This window comes from Paraburkholderia sp. PAMB 6770 (assembly GCF_057748135.1).
This window is the reverse complement of sequence record NZ_CM173238.1, coordinates 528,936-545,737: the sequence shown is the minus strand read 5'-3', so window position 1 is coordinate 545,737 and position 16,802 is coordinate 528,936. Positions and strand designations below refer to the sequence as shown.

Genomic DNA, 16,802 nt, shown 5'->3' with positions numbered 1-16,802 from the left:
CATGCGCGCGCTATTTCGACAAACCCAGCAGCGCCTTGCGCAACCCCGGCGCGCGCGTCGACGGATCGAGCCAGATGCCGAAGAACGCACGCGCGAACGCCGGATCGTCGATTTCGGCCGTCTCGCGCGCGCCCGCGTAGAAGCGCACGCCCTTGCCGGGCAGGTTCACCGCGGTGAGCCGGTCGCCGGGATCGACATCGACGAGGCCGCGCATCATGTCGTCGCGCCAATGCGCCAGCGTCTGCGGGGACAGCGGCGCAGACGCCTGCCGCCTGATCTCGTCGATGCCCGTGTCGACGAAGCGCTGCCGCGAGATGCTGCGCGCGTACGTGATATGCAGCGCGAACCGCGCGTCGTAGCGTACCGGCACCTGCGGGCTCCACAGTTGCGCCTGATAGAGCCGAAAGCCGAACAGGCTCAGGTCGCCCTCGCCGACGAGGCGCGCCGGCTGCACGTCGGCGCGCCAGCCCGCGTGCGCGCAGAGCGAATACAGCAGCAGGCAGGCCGCGAGCCGGCGCATCTCAGTCCGCCGCCGTGAGCACGAACTGCATCACGTCGGTGCGGCCCTCGTCGAAACCCGCTTCGCAATACGCGAGATACAGATACCAGGTGCGCACGAACGTATCGTCGAATCCCTGCGCGCGGATCGCATCGAGCTGCGCGTCGAACGCATCCCGCCAGCGGCGCAGCGTCTCCGCATAATCGCGGCCGAAGGCGAGCGTGACCTGGGCGTCGAGCTTCGCACGCGCCGCAGCCGCCTGAAAACGCTGCGGACTCGGCAGCATCCCGCCGGGAAAGATGTACTCGCGAATGAAATCGCTGGTCGCGCGATACGCGACGAAATGCGCTTCGTCGATCGTGATCGTCTGCACCAGCGCACGCGCCCCGGGCGCGAGCCGGTCGCGCAGGATGCCGAAATAAGTCGGCCAGAACTTCTCCCCGACCGCCTCGAACATCTCGATCGACACGATCGCGTCGTACTGGCCGTCGAGCGTACGATAGTCGCGCAACGCCAGCTCGACCTGTCCGGCGAGCCCCGCCGCCTCGACGCGCACGCGCGCCTCGTCGAGCTGCGCGGCGGAGATCGTCACGCCATGCACGTGAATGCCGAGGCGCGCCGCATGCATCGCGAAGCCGCCCCAGCCGCAGCCGATTTCGAGCACGCGCATACCGGCGCGCAGCCCGAGCGTGTCGACGATGCGCTGATACTTCGCCCGCTGGGCGGCTTCGAGCGCGAGCGTGAAATCGCCCTTGAACAGCGCGCTCGAATAGGTGAGGCCCGGGTCGAGCCAGCGCGCGTAAAACGGATTGCCGATGTCGTAATGCGCGTGGATGTTGCGCCGGCTGCCCGCACGCGTATTCGGCCGCAGCCGGTGACGGATGCCGTACCAGAGCTGCGCGAGCCATCCGCCGTAGACCGTGCGCTGCAGCGCGCGCTCGTTGCGGATCGCCACCCGCAACAGCATGGCGAGGTCGGGCGTATCGACCCAGCGGCGCCGCCAGGCTTCCGCGAAGCCGATGTCGCCCTTGCGCAGGATCGCGCCGCAGGCGCGCCAGTCACGCAGTTCGAGCCGCGCGCCGGGCGCCGCGTGGGGATCGCCGAATACGCGCGGCTGGCCGTCGGGCGTGACCAGCACCAGATGCCCGACGCGAATCCGTTCGAGCAGCGACAGAAACAGCCGGCCCGACGCGGGCGCCGTCAGCGGCCCGCTCAGGGTGCGGGAGAGCGTCATGACTCAATCTCCTCAAGCGACGAAGATGGATACGGCGGGACGGCGTCGTGGCCCGCGGCAAAGGCTTGCGCGTCCCGCCCCGGCCCGGGATGCCGGCCGTGGAACGGCACTTTCTTCAGCAGCAGACGCACGGCTTGCCAGTGAATGCGCACGACGACGCCCACCGTCAGCCACGGCTGGCGCGCGAGCGCGCCGAGCGCCGCGCCGCCGGTGAGGGGCCGCAGCCGGCCGCCGAGCGCGGTGCGGATCAGCAGGCCGTCGGCATCGTGATAGTCGATCGCGATCGCAGCATGCGTGGGCGTCTCGCGCACGCGGAAGCGATAGCCGCCCTCGACGCGGCAAAACGGCGACACGTGCAGCACCTTGCGGCAGCACAGCGCGACGCCGGGACCGATCGGTCCGCCGTCCGCAGCGCTCAGCAGGTAGCTGTGGCGCGCGCCGAATGTATTGCGCACTTCGGCCAGCAACGCGCGCAACGTGCCGGCGCGATCGTGGCAGAACCAGAAGCTGACCGGATTGAACGCATAGCCGAACACGCGCGGCAATGCCTGCAGCCAGATCTCGCCGTCGGCGGGCAGCCCGGCGGCCTGCAGTTGCGCGCGCATCCATGTCGCGAGGTCGCTGCCGTCGCACGGACCGTGATCGCGCGCATGCAGGCTGAGCGGCGCCCAGCGGTCGATGCCGAACCACCAGCGCCGCAGCGCGTCGAGGCGCGCGAGGTTGCAGCGCACGTAGAACAGCGGGTACGAAAACCGGTGATGGCGCGGGCGCAGCCGTTCGTGCATCACGCGCCCGGTCAGCAGCAGCGCGGCGGGGCACCCGGGCTCGGAGAACGGGCGCTTCATGGCTTCGCCCAGCGCGGCAGCGCGACGAAATCGGCCGCGACGCGCAGCGCCGATTTCAGGCCGTCCTCGTGAAAACCATAGCCGGTCCACGCACCGGCAAACCATGTCCGGCGGCGCCCTTGCAGCGACGGCAGACGCCGCTGCGCGTCGATCGCCGCCAGATCGAAGAGCGGATGATCGTAGACGTAGCGGCCAAACTCGGTTCCGGGCGCCGGCTCGGCCACCGGATTCAGCGTGACGACGACCGGCGCCTCGAACGGCAGCGGCTGCAACTGGTTGACGAGGTAGCTGACGCACACGGGACGCGCGCCGTCCGCATGACGCCGGCCCAGATAATTCCATGCGGACCACACGCGCCGGCGACGCGGCAGCAGATTCGTGTCGGTGTGCAGCACCGCCACGTTCGGCTGATAGCGCACCGCGCGCAGCACGCTGCGCTCGTTCGCGTCGGCGTCGTCGAGCATGCGCAGCGTGTCGGGCGCGTGGGTCGCGAACACCACCGCGTCGTAGCGCCGCGCGCCATCGGCGGCCAGCACGTCGACGCCGTCCGCGTCGCGGCGCACCGCATGCACCGGCGTGCCGACCCGCACGTCGTCGAGCTGGCGCAGGATGCGCCGGACATAGTCGCGCCCGCCCCCGCGCACCGTCTTCCATTGCGGCCGGCCGTTCACCTGCAATAGCGCGTGATTCACGCAGAAACGCAGGAACGTGGTGGCCGGAAAGCGCAGGATGTCGGCCGTTGCGCTGGACCAGATCGCCGCGGCCATCGGCAGCAGGTAGTGCTGCTGGAATGCGCCGCCGTAGCCGCCCGCGCTCAGCAGCTCGCCGAGCGACGCGCCGCTGTGCTGGGCCGCGTCGAGGTTGCGCTCGGCGCTGTCGTTAAAGCGCAGGATGTCGCGCAGCATGCCGATGAAGGTCGGCGAAAACAGGTTGCGGCGCTGGGCAAAGACCGTGTTCAGGCTCGTGCCGGCCCATTCGAGACGGCCTTCGTCGAGCGACACCGAGAACGTCATCGAACTCGCGTGCGATTCGACGCCCAGTTCGTCGAACAGCGCGATCAGATTCGGATAGGTCCGGTCGTTGAACACGAGGAAGCCGGTGTCGACCGGATGCGTGTGGCCGTCGAGCGTCACGTCGACGGTGTGGGTGTGGCCGCCCGCGTAAGCGCCGGCCTCGTACAGCGTCACCCGATGGTGCCGTGCCAGCAGCCAGGCGCTCGCCAGCCCGGCGATGCCCGCGCCGACCACCGCGATCCGTTGCCCGGGCATCCCGGCGGGGGGAACGGTCTGGTTCATGTTCGAGGTCTCCTGCGTCGAAAGACGTGCGCCGCAACGCGCTGCGTCGCGCCTGTGACAGAGATACGCAGCGGTGACAGGCCTGGATGCAGCGGGAGGCAAAATAATCAGGAACGGATCAGCGCGCCCGCGCCGCGACGGGCTACGATGGCGCATCTGGCGATGCGAGGAGAGATTCGTGCGTGGATGGGCTCGTCTGGTGGGTGGTCTGGTGGGTCGCCTTATGGCCGGTCCTATGGCTGGTCCTATGGCTGGTCCGAATGCCCGGTTGGCGGCTCAGTTGACTGCCTGGCTGTTTGCCTGGCTGACTGCCCCGCTGTTTGCCTGGCCGTTTGCCCGGCTGTTTGCCCCGTTGACTGCCCCGCTGTTTGCCTGGCTGGCTGCCCCGCTGTTTGCCCTGCTGGCTGCCCACCTGGCCGCGAGGTTCGCCGCTCCATTGACCGCCCGGTTCGCGCCATGTCCGCGCGCGCGCCGCCGGCCGCAGGCGGTGCGCGCGCTGCTGGCGCTCTGCGCAGGCGCAGCCGTTGCGGCCCCCGCGTGCGCCGCAACGATCTCTGCCGGCAACGGGCAGCAGACGGCCCTGATCGACGGCGTCGCGTTGCCGGTGTTCACGTACCGGCCGCCGCACTGCACGCCGCGTCTGTTGCTGCTCGTCTTTCACGGCGTCGGCCGCGACGGCGACGGCTATCGCGACCATGCGCGCCCGCTCGCGCGCGGGCTCTGCGCGCTGGTCGTCGCGCCGCAATTCGATCGACAGCGCTTTCCGCGCGCGCGGTATCAGTACGGCGGCGTCGCATCGACGGCGCGGCCGCGCACCGTCGACCTGATTCCCGCGCTCGCGCAATGGAGCCGCGACGCCGCCGGTCTGCCGGCGTTGCCCTATGCGCTGCTAGGCCACTCGGGCGGCGCGCAGTTCGTCGACCGGGTGGCCGCCTATGCGCCGGTGCCCGCCGCGCGTTATGTGATCGCGAATCCCTCCACGTGGGTGTGGCCCGATACCGCGCAGCCGCCACCGTTCGGCTTTGCCGGAGTCGGGACGGGTGAACCGGCGAACGGCGAGGTGGTCGGCGGAACGAACAACTCGGTGAACAACGCGGCGAACAGCGCGGCGAACAGCGCGATGAACGGCAGCACGGTAAACGGCAGCGCAGCGAACGGCAGCACGGTGAACGCCCGGGCGAACAGCAAGGCGAACGGCGCGGCAACCCGCGGCACAGACAGCCCGGCAACCCGCGCATTGCGCGCCTATCTCGCACAACCGGTCACGGTATTGCTCGGCACCGCCGACACCGGCACACACGAACTCGCGCGCAGCCGCGCGGCGCGCGCGCAAGGCGCGTCCCGGCTCGCGCGCGGACGGCGTGTGTTCGAGGCAGCCAGGCAGGCCGCGCAGCGTCACGGCTGGCGCTTCGGCTGGACCCTGATCGAGGTGCCGGGCGTGGGCCACGACGCCGCAGCCATGTTCCGCTCGCCCGAAGCACGCGAAGCGTTCGGTTACGCCGACGCGCGGTGACGTACCGGCCGCGCGGCGCGCGGCGCACGAGGCGCCGCGCTAGTCCCAGACATTGCGGAACGCGACCGCGACGATAACCGGCACGCACAGCACGAGCGGGATCGCGAAGTACGGGACTTCGAGGTCGACGTAGTAGCTGTAGACCAGCCATCCGATGCCGGCGCCGAGGGTCACGAGCGCGACCAGCCAGGTGAGCAGATTCAGAACCCGGTCGGACGGACGCCGGCGCGAGCGTTCCGGTTGCGGAGAAGAGGTTTTCATCGCAGCACCGATGGGTTGTGTGACAGGGCCAACTACTGTCGATTTTACCTCGCGCGTGGGACGCACGCGTACCGTCCCGCGTGGCCGCGCCGCTCGCGCCGCGCCCCCGGTCCGACGCGCGGCACTCGCACCGCACGGCATTGCACCGCAGATTTGCTTGACAACTTCGGACTGCTTTTGGATGATGCCTGACACGTGCCGATGCGCGCATCCGCGCCCGGCGACCGGCCGCGGACGCGCGCCGCTCGCCGGGGCGCAGCGCCGGCACGTCTTTCAGGATTTCCATCACAAGGACACGTACTGTGAAGAAGATTGCACTCAGCGGCGCCGCCGGTCAGCTTGGCCGCGTCCTGCGCCGCGCGCTGCTCGAACGCGGCGTCGACCTGCGCTCGGCCGCCGGCTCGAAACCGCTCGAACCGCTCGTCGACGGCGAAGACGTCATGCATGGCGACCTGCGCGATCCGGCCGTGGTCGACCGGCTGCTCGCCGGCGTCGACGTGCTGATCCACATGGCCGGCACCAGCGTCGAGCGGCCGCTGCCGGAGATCATCGAGAACAACCTGCGCGGGCTCGTCGAAGTCTACGAGGGCGCGCGCCGCCACGGTGTGCGCCGGATCGTCTTCGCGAGCTCGAATCACGCGATCGGCATGTATCCGGTCGAGCAGACGCTCGCGCTCGACTGCGAATTCCGCCCCGACGGCTTCTACGGACTCAGCAAGATGTGGGGCGAAGGCCTCGCGCGGCTCTACTGGGACAAGCACGGCATCGAGAGCGTGTGCATCCGCATCGGCAGCTGCGTCGAGCGGCCGACCGAGTTCCGCCATCTGAGCACCTGGCTCGGCTTTGACGACCTGATGCACCTGATCGAGCAGTCGATCAACGTGCCGGACCTCGGCTACCAGGTCGTCTGGGGCGTCTCCGACAACACGCGCAGCTACTGGGACAACGCCGGCGCGGCGCGGCTCGGCTACCGTCCGCGCCAGAACGCCGAACACTACGCCGCCGACATCCTCGGGCGCCCGAATCCGCTCGACGCCGTCGCGCAACGCTACCAGGGCGGCGGCTTCGCGAGCATCGACTTCACGCCGCCGGAAAAGCGCAGCGCGCGCGGCTAGCCGCGACGGCGCCCGGCACGGCCGGGCGCTCGCTTCATGCGCGCGGACGGGTCATGCAAAACCGCCCCGGGTGCGCGCACCCGGGGCGGTTCGACATCCGGCAGGCGAAGGCAGCACGCGCGGGCGCGACAGCCCGCGCGCTGCGTCAGAACACCGGGTGGCCGTTGATCACGCTCGGCAGCCAGGTCGAAAACGCCGGGAAGTACGTGACGATGTTGATCGCGCTGAAAATCGCGAGGTAGTACGGCCAGGCGATCTTCGTCGTCTCGCCGATCGACACCTCGCCGATCGCGCAGCCGATGAACTGCACCGAGCCGATCGGCGGGTGCACGAGGCCGAGCGAACAGTTCAGCAGGATCATGATGCCGAACTGCACCGGGCCGACGCCGTAATGCATCGCGAGCGGCAGGAACAGCGGCGTCGTGATCAGGATGTGCGCGGCCATGTCGACGAACGTGCCGAGGAACACCTGGATCACGTTGATGTACATCAGCATCAGCCACGGAATTGTCGTGGCGTGTTCGAGCGCGTGCTCGATCGCATCCGGAATCTGCAGGAACGCCATCTGGAAGCGCAGCATGTTCGACACGCCGATCAGCAGCAGCACGACGCCGGTCGTGCGGGTCGAGCGCGCGAGCGCGACGAACAGCTTGCGCAACGTCATCGTGCGATAGACGACGAACGTGAGCACCAGCGAGTACGCCACCGCGATCGCCGCGGCCTCGGTCGCGGTCGCAATCCCCTTCGCGACGCAGGTCAGGATGATCAGGATCACCATCAGCCCCGGCACCGCGCCGACGAAACTGCGCCCGACCGCCACCCAGCCCGGAAATTTCGGCAGATCGCTCGAACCGTCGGCACGGCGCGGGAAGCGGTAGCGCACCGCCTGCCAGTAGGCCGCGATCAGCACGAAGCCCATCACCCACAACACCGGAATCAGCCCGGAGAACAGCAGGTCGCCGATCGACACGCCGCTCACCGACTGCCCCGCCACGATGCCCGTGATCCCCTGCGCGGCCAGCGCATAGATGATCATGTTGGTCGACGTCGGCATCAGCGCGCCGGCGAGCGACGCGTGCGTCGTCACGTTGACCGCATACGCGGCGCTATAGCCTTCGCGCTTCATCAGCGGAATGACCACGCCGCCCATCGCGGACGTGTCCGCGGTCGGCGAGCCGGATACGCCGCCGAACATCGTGCACGCCACCACGTTCGCCATCCCGAGGCCGCCGCGAAAATGGCCGACCGTCGCCTGCGCGAAGCGCAGGATGCGGTCCGCGATGCCGCCGTGCAACATCAGTTCGCCGGAGAAGATGAAGAACGGCACGGCGAGAAACGAGAACGCGTTGATCCCGGAGACCATCGACTGCATCGCAGTCGACAGCGGCAGCCCTTCGTGCAGATACGTCAGCACGCAGGACAGGCCCAGCGCGAACGACACCGGCACCCCGAGCAGCAGGAGCACCAGAAAGCTGATGGCGAGAATGGCAAGTTCCATGATTGATCAGTTCCGCTTCTGCGCGAAGAGCGCCAGCATATGTTCGAGTGAAAAAAGAATCGTGCAGGCGCTTGCAACGAAGGGAATCGCATAGCGGGTCGCTTCCGATATGCCGAGGATCGGGATCTGGTCCGTGAGCGTGGTTTCGGCCATGCCCTGCGAGCCGACGCAGACCGCGACGGAAAAGCCGATCAGACAGAGCTGCTGGAACACCGCGATGCCGAGCTGGCCGCGCCGCGGCAGCTTTTTCACCAGCGAGTCGAGCCCGATGTGGCCGCCGTCGCGCACCTTCAGCGCGGCCCCCATGAAGGCGATCACCAGCACCAGCAGCAGCCCGATCGGCTCGACGTAATCGGGTGCGTTGTCGAAGATGTACCGCATCACCACGCTGTACATGACGAGCACGCACAGCAGGGCGAGACAGATTGCCGACAGCACGGTGATCACCCGGGCCACCACGCTGTTGGAATGCTTAACGAAGTTCATCTACCCTTTCCTCCTGCCAGACTGGGCAGCCCGTGCCGTGTTCCGCCGGTCTGCCCGCACAACGAAGCCAACCCGCGCCGCTCGCGCTCAAATGACGAAAGCCGGAAACCCCGTGCGTGTTCAGGACGGATTTCCGGCGCGGCGGGCTGGCGCTGCAGCTTAGTGGATCGCCTGGATTTCGTCGACGATCTGCTTCATTTCCGGCGTCTTCTCATACTTGGCCCACACCGGCTTCATCGCCGCGACGAACGCCGCGCGATCGACCTTCGAAGCCGGGATGATCGTCACGCCGGCCTTCTTCAGCAGCGTCACGTCTTGCGCTTCCTGGGCGGTCCACAGACGCTCGTAGTACGGCACCGAGTCCTGCGCGGCCTTGCGGATCACGGTCTGCTCCTGCGGGGTCAGCGTGTCCCACACCTTCTTGGAGAACACCACCACTTCCGGCGTCATCGAATGCTCGGTTTCCGAGTAGACCGGCGCGACTTCGTAGTGCTTGGTCTCGACGTACGACGGGATGTTGTTTTCCGCCGCATCGATCAGGCCCGTCTTCAGGCCCGTGTAGACTTCGGCGAACGGCATCGGCGTCGGCGTGCCGCCCATCGCCTTGATTTCGTCGACCATCAGGTCAGACGGTTGCACGCGCACCTTCAGGCCCTTCATGTCGGCCGGCGAGAGCACCGGCTTTTTCGCGTAGATCGAACGCGCGCCGCTTTCGTAGAAGGTCAGCGCAACCATGCCCTTGGCCGAGAACGCGTCGAGAATCTTGCGGCCTTCCGGACCGTACATGACCTTGCGGAAGTGGTTGATGTCGCGGAACAGGAACGGCAGCGACGGAATGATCGATTCCGGCACGATGTCGTTGAACGCCGCCGCGTTGGCGCGAACCATGTCGATCGCGCCGACGCGCACCTGATCGATCGTATCGTTCTCCGAGCCGAGCGCGCCGTTGGCGAACACGGTCACGGTATCCTTGCCGCCGGTATCCTTGGTGATTTCCTGACCCATGTACTTCAGCGCCATCGTGGTCGGGAACGTGTCGCTGTGCACGTCCGCGACGCGGAACACGCGCGCCTGTGCGGTACCGGCGCCCAGCGCCAGAAACGAAGTGGCAACGAGCGTCGCGATACCCGACAGGGCAAACTTGCGTTTCATCGTATGATCTCCTCAGAAATGGATCGTTAATCAGGTGCGTAGCGGTAACCCGGACCCCTTCCGGATCCCCGACCAGAACCGCTCTTGCGTTGCCGCGTCGGGCGGTCAGCCACGACATCGAACTCCGTCGGTAGACAACCCGAGCGATGTTGTTTGACAAGAAGAGATTGTATAAACATCTTTTGCGCTTGCGCCCTAGTAGATACCCGTAGGAACGGCCCACGGGCGGCAGATAAGGCCGACGCACCGCGCGGCGGCGGCCGCAGCCCGCGGTGCGCGGGCCGGATGGCGGCGCGCCGCCATCCGGTTGATCGCGACAATCAGAACGTGTGATTGATGCCGACCGTGAAGCCGAACTGGCTGCGGCCCGCCGACGCCGACTGCTCGCCGATATTCGCGGTCGCGTCGATCACCTTGCCGCTGCTGCTCAGCGTCTGGCCGTTCGCGCGCTGGTAGGCTTCCAGCACGTAGATGCGGGTGCGCACGGACAGGTTGTACAACTGCGTCAGGTTGAACTGCTGGTAGCTCGCCGCGTTCTGCACGCCGTTGGCCTGCGTCGCGCGCGTGTAGCTGTAGCCGGCGGCGAGATCCCACGCGGTGACCGGGCGGTAGTGCAGCGCCACGCCGCCGGTGTTGAAGATCGCGGTCGACGCGAAGCTCGAACCGATGCCGGCGATGTATTCGACGTTCGAGTAGGCTGCGGACACATCCCACTGATCGTTGAAGCGGTAGCCGCCCGTCACGGCGAAGCGCTGTTGCGCCGCGGCCGTCTGGTAGCCGTTCGTGACGCTCGACTCGCCCTGCTCGCCGGTGCCCGAGTACGCGGTCGAGCTTGCGCTCCATGCGCCGCCGCCCACCGTCGCGTTGTTGAAGCGGGCAAAGCCCACGGCGAGGCCGGCCGGGCCCATCAGGTATTGCGCGCCGAGGCTCCACGTCGAGCCGGCGTTGAAGCTGCCCGGCGTGCCGCCGAACGCATACATGCCGCTCAGCTTCAGGCCGTCGAAGGACGGCGTCGTGTAGACGACCGAGTTATTCACGCGGTAGTCGGTATCGAGCGCGTCGACATCGCCCGCATGCGCGCCGAACGCGCCGGTCAGCCAGGTCGTCGGGCTGTACGGCGAGAGCATCACATAGTACGGCGTGTACTGGCGGCCAGCGGTGAACGTGCCGTACGTGCTGTTCGTCAGGCCGACCCACGAGCCGCGGTTGAACGCGAGACCCGATTTGCCCTGGGCGCCGGTGTCGGCGTTGTAGCCCTCTTCGAGCTGGAAGATCGCCTTGGTACCGCCGCCGAGGTCTTCGCTGCCGCGCAGACCGAAGCGCTCGCCGCCCCAGACGCCTTCGAGCATCTTGACGACGGACTTGCCGCCCGAGGTGGCGCCGGTCGACGGCGCCTGATTGCTCAGGTAGCCGATGCCGGTATCCACGATGCCGTACAGTGTCACGCTGCTTTGCGCGCAGGCGCCGCTCGCGGCGAGCATCGCCGCGAGACCGGTGAGCGCGAGAGTGGCCGGTTTATAGCTTTTCATCGAAACGTCCTTTTCATCGTTGGAATAATCGCGGCAGGTGATGCCGCACCAGATTGCCCGGACGATTGCTCGCCCGGTCATTACCTTCACCGCTGCCCGTCATCCGAAGTTGCCCGATCGCATCTGATATGGAGTCCTTATCGTATGCACAGCGGCCTCGCCCGATACGGCGGGAGCGGCTTCATGCAGGCGGCGCTCGCGTCGCGTCAGCCCCGGCGGCCCGGCCCATGCCGGGCGGTAACGGATACCCCGCGCGCTACCGGGCGATGCTGCCGCTCGCCCCGGTCCCCGCCCGCGCCGGCCATCCGCACGATGCCCGCGGCAGCCGCGAGCGGTCGCGCATGGCGAAGCGGCAGGGAACGTGTGGAATGAGACGAAGACAGGCAACCGCGGCGGCGTGCCGCTGCGCGTGACGTCGCGCGTGACGGACGAGCGACCGGATCGGGGAAGCGCAGGCACAGGCGAGTGCCGGACATCGACTGCCGCCGCTGTGGCGGCCATGGCGGCCGGGCGGCTCCCCACCAATTTGACAGACAACCATCCGATGCGCCCATAGCGTCCCCATTCCTTTTGTTCTTGGCAGGCCCGCCTGCGTAGACGGGTCAGCCGAGGCTCGAACATACCGAACGGCGCGCAATGATGTCAAGCAACTATTTCAGAAACAGGAATGAACCGCTTCCGGTCTGCGCTTCATATCTTATTGTTTTGTATCAGTAAATATTGAAAAATCAGGAAAACCCGGATGTTGAAAGATAGAGACAACCCATCTGTTGCCTAGCATCTATAAGTTGTATGCGTTGTTGTTATACAAATGACGATGCACTGCGCGAACCGGCGCGGCACCCCGCCGGGGTCAATCGCCGAACATCCGGATCATCGCGTTCTCGAGGTGCTGGCGCATGGCTTCGCCTGCGTCGCGCGCGTCGCGGCGGCGGATCGCGTCGAGGATCGCGAGATGCTCCTGCTGCACGAGTCGCTGCCGCTCGAACGACTTCACGCGCGACAGATTGCGCGACAGATTCATGCTGAACTCGACATGCTGGTCGATGAACGACAGCGCGGTCACGAAGAAACGGTTCTTCGACGCGCGCGCCACTGCCATGTGGAATGCAAAGTCGTCTTTCGCGCCGATCCCCTCGGACTGGACGACCTGCTGCAGGCTGTCCCACTCCTGCTGGATCGCGTGCAGATCGGCGTCGTCCGCCTTGCGCGCGGCGAGCGTCGCGCCGCCCACCTCGGTGGTCAGACGAAATTCATAGCAGCAGCGGATATCCGACAGCGTCTCCAGCGGCGCGAAGCGCCGCACGTCCGGATCGGGCCGGCGCCGCACCGTGGTGCCCGAACCGTGGCGGGTCACGATGATGCCGTCCGCGCGCAGGCGCGCGAGCGCCTCGCGCACGGTCGGCCGCGAGGTCTCGAAACGTTCGGCTAGCGCGTGCTCGGCCGGCAGCCGGTCTCCTTCCCGATACTCCCCTTCGATGATGCGACTCAGAATGTCGCTATAGATCCGTCCGGGCATACCGGACGTCTTGTGATCGATCATGGCTCAAGCCGATATGGTCGCGGTAACGGCACATTGTAAGGCAACTATCGGGAAAGCCAGGAATTCTGTCGACAAATTTAGATGCTGCCAGGCAGCATTGTGCGGCGCGCCGCCCGCGCGGACGGCGCACCCGGCACGGACGTCGCTCAGAACGTGTAGGTCAGCTTGCCGAACGCGGTGCGCCCGAGCGTGTTGTAGCCGTAGGCCGTCATGTACTGCCGGTTGAACAGGTTTGACAACGACGCGGACAGCGCGAGATGCGCATTGATCCGGTACGACGCACGCAGGCTGACGGTCGTATAGGACGGCAGGTAGGTCGTGTTGTACTGGTCGTCGTAGGTCGAACCGCCGTACAGCAGCGAGACGCCCGTACTGAGCGCGTGCAGATGCAGTTCGTCCCACACGTGGTCGATGCTCAGGCTGACGGTCTGGCGCGGGCGGCGATTCAGCCAGGTCTGGTCCGTCACGTCCTGCGGATTCAGGATGCCGATCGCGAGGCTCACCGGCGTCGACTTGCCGAGCGTGCCCTTGTAAGACAGGTCCAGCCCCTGGATGTGCGCCTGCCCGACGTTCACGGGCAGGAACGTCTGCGAATCGTAGGTGATCAGGTCGTGAACCCGCGTGTCGTAGACCGCGGCCGTGAAGGTGCCGAACGACGTCGTCGCGTCGAGTGCGGCCTCGACCGTGTCGCTGCGCTCCGGCAGCAGGTTCGGATTCGCGTAGCCCGGGTAGTACAGATCGTCGAACGTCGGCAGACGGAACGCGTTGCCGTATGACAGGCGCGCCGTGTAGACCGGTGTGATCGCCCATGCGAGCGCGACATTGCCGGTATTGACCGGCAGCCCCTGGATGATTTCGTGACGGCCCGCGAGGAACAGCGTCCACGCGCCGAGCGTGGCCGACTGGTGCAGCGACACCGCCGAATCGTCGCGAGTCGGCACGCCGCCCGGAATATCGACCGGCAGGAACGCCTGCTCGCGCGACGCGTCGTATGCGAGCTTCGTCTCGCCGGACAGCGGTTCGCCCCACAGCGTATGGCCCGTTTCCTGATGCGTGACCGAGGTCGACGAACTCAGCCGCGTCGAATCGATCTCGTCGGTCGGGATCGTCGGATCGGCGGCGTAGAGAAACTGGCGGTCGTTCGCGTAGCCGAACGACTGGTCGAACTGCGTGGTCGGCGACACGTCCAGATGGAACGCGACGCCCGTCGTCAGTTGATGGTCCAGTTGCCAGTCGTCGCCGCCCGCGTTGTCGTAGGACAGATCGGAGCGGTGATACAGCGCGAAGGTCGAGATCGACCAGTTCGAGTGGGCATAGCCGAGCCGGGCGTCGAGATCCTGCGAGTGGTACGGATTGCGCCCGTCTTCGTGACCGTACGCCCACGGTTGCGTCGCGTCGATCCCGGCCGTGTTGTAGTCGTGCAGTCCGAGCGAGTACGTGAGCCCGGCGAGCGCCGCGAGCGGCCCGCTCGACGCGACCGTGCCGGAGGTGCGCACCTGCGTGTCGAACGTCTTGTTGGAGCCGCCGCCGAACGAGACCGTGGTCTGGTTCGGCTGGTTCGCCGCGTGGCGCGTGAACAGCTGGACGACGCCTCCCACCGCGTCCGCGCCGAACGACGCGGCCGCCGGGCCGGAGATCACCTCGACGCGGTCGAACGCGGAAGTCGGCAGATCGGCCCATTCGGCCTCGCCGGTGGTCGCGGAGCCGACCCGGATGCCGTCGATGAATACCGCCACCTGCTCGCCCGACGAGCCGCGGATGCTGACCGACGCGGCCGCGCCCGGGCCGCCCGTCTGCGAGACCGTGACGCCGGGCAGCGTCGCGAGCGCCTGCGTGATGCTCGGATCGGCCGGTGACAGCCGGTCGAGATCCTCGCGGGTCAGCACCTGGGTAGTCGCGTAGCGCTGGTCGAACGATTGCGGCAAGTGCTCGGTATCGCCGACCACGACGATGTTCGGCAGCGTCGCGTCGGCGGACGACGCGTCGGTCTGGGCCGTCGTCGTGTCGCCGGCGGCCCAGGCGCCTTGCAGTGCACCGGCCATGACGGCCGACGCGATGAGGGTATGGCGGAACTTCATGAGGCTGTGTCCTTGAATCGCGCGTGCGCCGTATGCCGGCGGTACGCGGTGTCGTGATAGGGGTCGTGAAGCGGCAGCGCGCCCGCCCGGGACGCGTCGCCGCCATCCGGCGGGCGGCGCGGGCGTCAGCTAGCGTGCGGATGCGGTCGCGCGCGCCCGATCCGCGCTGCGCGCGCTGCCGCGGGCCGTCGCGCGAACGGCGCAAGGCCGCCCGGGCGAGGCGTACGACGCCGGCAGGCGCGGATGCGCATGGCAAGAACGGCACGCATGGCACGGCCAAAGCGCGCGGAAGGAATGCGCACGCGCGGCAGGCGATGCGCCGGCAAGCGGACAGCGCGGCACTCCCCGAGCGCGCGCCGCTATCGGAACGGTGAACATATGACAGATCCTGAGGTCAGGGCTGTCCTTGCAACATGGAACCGCGTGACGCGGCACTCGCGCATCGGGACACCCCGCCCTTTGCGGCTGCTTGGACCTCGGTCGATGGCAGGTCTCCTGGCTCGCGGGTCGTCATCCGTTGCCGACCTTCCCGGTATCCCAGTGGTCACGTAGGGCACGGACTCGCCGCTTACAGTTGCGGGGGCAGCCGCAGACTCGAAGCGTTTGCTTCCACTGCGTTCCCTTTTGATCCCGTTGACGGGAACCATCCAGGCGAGAGGGTACCGATTCCGGCATAGGGCCGTCAACGGTTGCGCACCACCGGCTTCGCAGCGACGCCGCCGCGAAGCCGCGCGCCCGGCCCTAGCGGCGCAGGCGCGGCGCCTGCCCGCCGCTATCGCGCGCCAGCTCGACGAACGCGCGCAGATAGTCGAGCGATGCGTCCGCTTCGCGCGTGCCGAGGAAGATCTGCTTCGCGATCCCGTCGCGGCCGAGCTTCACCGCCGTGACCGGCATCCGGTCCGCGTACTCGTCGGCGAGCCAGCGCGGCAGCGCGGCGACGCCGCGTCCGCTCGCCACCATCTGCAGCATGATGTCGGTCGTCTCGATCGTCTTGTGGCGGCGCGGCACGACGCCCGCCGGCGTCAGGAACTGGTTGTAGATGTCGAGCCGGTCCGTTTCGACCGGGTACGTGATCAGGATTTCGTCGGCCAGCTGTTCCGGGCGCACATAACGCGCCTGCGCGAGATCATGATGATCGGCGACCACCAGCACCTGCTCGTAATCGAACACCGGATCGAAGCGCAAACCCGGCTTTTTCAGCGGATCGGGCGTGACGAGCACGTCGATGTCGTAGCCGAACAGCGCGCCGATGCCGCCGAACTGGAAGCGCTGCTTCACGTCCACGTCGACATCCGGCCAGCGCGCGAGAAACGGCGACACGACCTTCAGCAGCCATTGATAGCACGGATGGCACTCCATCCCGATGCGCAGCGTGCCGCGCTGCCCCTGCGCATACTGCTTCATGCGCGCCTCGGCCTGCTCGAACTGCGGCAGCAGCCGGTTCGCGAGCGCGAGCAGATACTGGCCGGCCTGCGTGAGCCGCAGGCTGCGCCCCTCGCGATCCCAGACCGGCGTGCCGAGCTGCTGTTCGAGCTTGCGCACCGTGTGGCTCAGCGCCGACTGCGTCAGGTTCAGCACGCCCGCCGCCGCGGTCAGCGAGCCCTGCCGGTCGACTTCGCGAATGATGACCAGATGAACACGTTCCAGCATAGTCCTAACCCATGAACAAATTTGATTGATGGATGAAATAATGCCATTTTATTTCATGCATTGAACGCCCTATCATCGGGACCTGCCGTTTTCTCATTCCCGCA

14 protein-coding genes and 1 riboswitch are annotated in these 16,802 nt (G+C 67.4%); of the genes, 2 read left to right on the top strand and 12 right to left on the bottom strand.

All coding sequences use genetic code 11. From position 1 onward, the window contains the following. Positions 1 to 10: 10 nt before the first annotated feature. Genes AC3AP7_RS02605 through AC3AP7_RS02590 form a run of 4 tightly spaced genes read right to left on the bottom strand, consistent with a single transcriptional unit; the run spans position 11 to position 3,873 of the window. Positions 11 to 520, bottom strand: a complete 510-nt coding sequence (locus AC3AP7_RS02605) for a chalcone isomerase family protein (protein ID WP_475765852.1) — start codon at positions 518 to 520, stop codon at positions 11 to 13. Position 521: 1 nt separating this feature from the next. Then, a complete protein-coding gene (locus tag AC3AP7_RS02600) occupies positions 522 to 1,733 on the bottom strand; it encodes a class I SAM-dependent methyltransferase (RefSeq protein ID WP_475765855.1) in 1,212 nt (403 codons plus the stop codon). Further along, positions 1,730 to 2,578, bottom strand: coding sequence for a DUF1365 domain-containing protein (locus AC3AP7_RS02595; RefSeq protein ID WP_475765858.1), 849 nt, complete (start codon positions 2,576 to 2,578; stop codon positions 1,730 to 1,732). The genes AC3AP7_RS02600 and AC3AP7_RS02595 overlap by 4 nt, the downstream gene beginning before the upstream one ends. After that, positions 2,575 to 3,873, bottom strand: a complete 1,299-nt coding sequence (locus AC3AP7_RS02590) for an NAD(P)/FAD-dependent oxidoreductase (protein ID WP_475765861.1) — start codon at positions 3,871 to 3,873, stop codon at positions 2,575 to 2,577. The genes AC3AP7_RS02595 and AC3AP7_RS02590 overlap by 4 nt, the downstream gene beginning before the upstream one ends. A 280-nt stretch (positions 3,874 to 4,153) precedes the next feature. Here AC3AP7_RS02590 and AC3AP7_RS02585 point away from each other — a divergent pair, with 280 nt between their 5' ends. Further along, on the top strand, positions 4,154 to 5,386 hold the full coding sequence (locus AC3AP7_RS02585; protein WP_487362660.1) for a hypothetical protein: 1,233 nt from the start codon (positions 4,154 to 4,156) through the stop codon (positions 5,384 to 5,386). A 39-nt stretch (positions 5,387 to 5,425) separates the two neighbouring features. On the opposite strand, the gene AC3AP7_RS02580 is transcribed toward AC3AP7_RS02585, so the two are convergent. Next, positions 5,426 to 5,647, bottom strand: coding sequence for a hypothetical protein (locus tag AC3AP7_RS02580; RefSeq protein WP_475765866.1), 222 nt, complete (start codon positions 5,645 to 5,647; stop codon positions 5,426 to 5,428). 302 nt (positions 5,648 to 5,949) lie between these two features. On the opposite strand from AC3AP7_RS02580, the gene AC3AP7_RS02575 reads away from it, so the two are divergent. After that, the gene (locus tag AC3AP7_RS02575; protein WP_475765868.1) at positions 5,950 to 6,762 is read left to right on the top strand and encodes an NAD-dependent epimerase/dehydratase family protein; all 813 of its coding nucleotides are present in this window, start codon (positions 5,950 to 5,952) and stop codon (positions 6,760 to 6,762) included. Between the two features lie 145 nt (positions 6,763 to 6,907). Here AC3AP7_RS02575 and AC3AP7_RS02570 read toward each other — a convergent pair whose 3' ends face one another. From AC3AP7_RS02570 to AC3AP7_RS02540, 7 genes are all read right to left on the bottom strand, one after another. Beyond that, positions 6,908 to 8,260, bottom strand: coding sequence for a TRAP transporter large permease (locus AC3AP7_RS02570; protein WP_475765871.1), 1,353 nt, complete (start codon positions 8,258 to 8,260; stop codon positions 6,908 to 6,910). A 6-nt stretch (positions 8,261 to 8,266) separates the two neighbouring features. After that, a complete protein-coding gene (locus AC3AP7_RS02565) occupies positions 8,267 to 8,746 on the bottom strand; it encodes a TRAP transporter small permease (protein ID WP_475765873.1) in 480 nt (159 codons plus the stop codon). A gap of 159 nt (positions 8,747 to 8,905) precedes the next feature. Beyond that, entirely contained in the window at positions 8,906 to 9,898 is a 993-nt protein-coding gene (locus tag AC3AP7_RS02560; RefSeq protein WP_475765877.1) for a TRAP transporter substrate-binding protein, read from the bottom strand. A 320-nt stretch (positions 9,899 to 10,218) separates the two neighbouring features. Further along, complete coding sequence (locus AC3AP7_RS02555; RefSeq protein WP_475765880.1) at positions 10,219 to 11,427, bottom strand: porin; 1,209 nt, start codon at positions 11,425 to 11,427, stop codon at positions 10,219 to 10,221. Between the two features lie 853 nt (positions 11,428 to 12,280). After that, positions 12,281 to 12,970, bottom strand: a complete 690-nt coding sequence (locus tag AC3AP7_RS02550) for a FadR/GntR family transcriptional regulator (protein ID WP_475765882.1) — start codon at positions 12,968 to 12,970, stop codon at positions 12,281 to 12,283. Positions 12,971 to 13,116: 146 nt separating this feature from the next. Beyond that, the gene (locus tag AC3AP7_RS02545; protein WP_475765884.1) at positions 13,117 to 15,048 is read right to left on the bottom strand and encodes a TonB-dependent receptor domain-containing protein; all 1,932 of its coding nucleotides are present in this window, start codon (positions 15,046 to 15,048) and stop codon (positions 13,117 to 13,119) included. 468 nt (positions 15,049 to 15,516) lie between these two features. Beyond that, positions 15,517 to 15,712: riboswitch (cobalamin riboswitch) on the bottom strand. A gap of 77 nt (positions 15,713 to 15,789) precedes the next feature. Then, the gene (locus AC3AP7_RS02540) at positions 15,790 to 16,698 is read right to left on the bottom strand and encodes a LysR family transcriptional regulator (protein ID WP_475765887.1); all 909 of its coding nucleotides are present in this window, start codon (positions 16,696 to 16,698) and stop codon (positions 15,790 to 15,792) included. Positions 16,699 to 16,802: the final 104 nt, after the last annotated feature.

Bases quoted from the DNA above. Each gene is read 5' to 3' on its own strand.
- AC3AP7_RS02605 (WP_475765852.1), bottom strand. From the start codon at position 520: ATGCGCCGGCTCGCGGCCTGCCTGCTGCTGTATTCGCTCTGCGCGCAC.
- AC3AP7_RS02600 (WP_475765855.1), bottom strand. From the start codon at position 1,733: ATGACGCTCTCCCGCACCCTGAGCGGGCCGCTGACGGCGCCCGCGTCG.
- AC3AP7_RS02595 (WP_475765858.1), bottom strand. From the start codon at position 2,578: ATGAAGCGCCCGTTCTCCGAGCCCGGGTGCCCCGCCGCGCTGCTGCTG.
- AC3AP7_RS02590 (WP_475765861.1), bottom strand. From the start codon at position 3,873: ATGAACCAGACCGTTCCCCCCGCCGGGATGCCCGGGCAACGGATCGCG.
- AC3AP7_RS02580 (WP_475765866.1), bottom strand. From the start codon at position 5,647: ATGAAAACCTCTTCTCCGCAACCGGAACGCTCGCGCCGGCGTCCGTCC.
- AC3AP7_RS02570 (WP_475765871.1), bottom strand. From the start codon at position 8,260: ATGGAACTTGCCATTCTCGCCATCAGCTTTCTGGTGCTCCTGCTGCTC.
- AC3AP7_RS02565 (WP_475765873.1), bottom strand. From the start codon at position 8,746: ATGAACTTCGTTAAGCATTCCAACAGCGTGGTGGCCCGGGTGATCACC.
- AC3AP7_RS02560 (WP_475765877.1), bottom strand. From the start codon at position 9,898: ATGAAACGCAAGTTTGCCCTGTCGGGTATCGCGACGCTCGTTGCCACT.
- AC3AP7_RS02555 (WP_475765880.1), bottom strand. From the start codon at position 11,427: ATGAAAAGCTATAAACCGGCCACTCTCGCGCTCACCGGTCTCGCGGCG.
- AC3AP7_RS02550 (WP_475765882.1), bottom strand. From the start codon at position 12,970: ATGATCGATCACAAGACGTCCGGTATGCCCGGACGGATCTATAGCGAC.
- AC3AP7_RS02545 (WP_475765884.1), bottom strand. From the start codon at position 15,048: ATGAAGTTCCGCCATACCCTCATCGCGTCGGCCGTCATGGCCGGTGCA.
- AC3AP7_RS02540 (WP_475765887.1), bottom strand. From the start codon at position 16,698: ATGCTGGAACGTGTTCATCTGGTCATCATTCGCGAAGTCGACCGGCAG.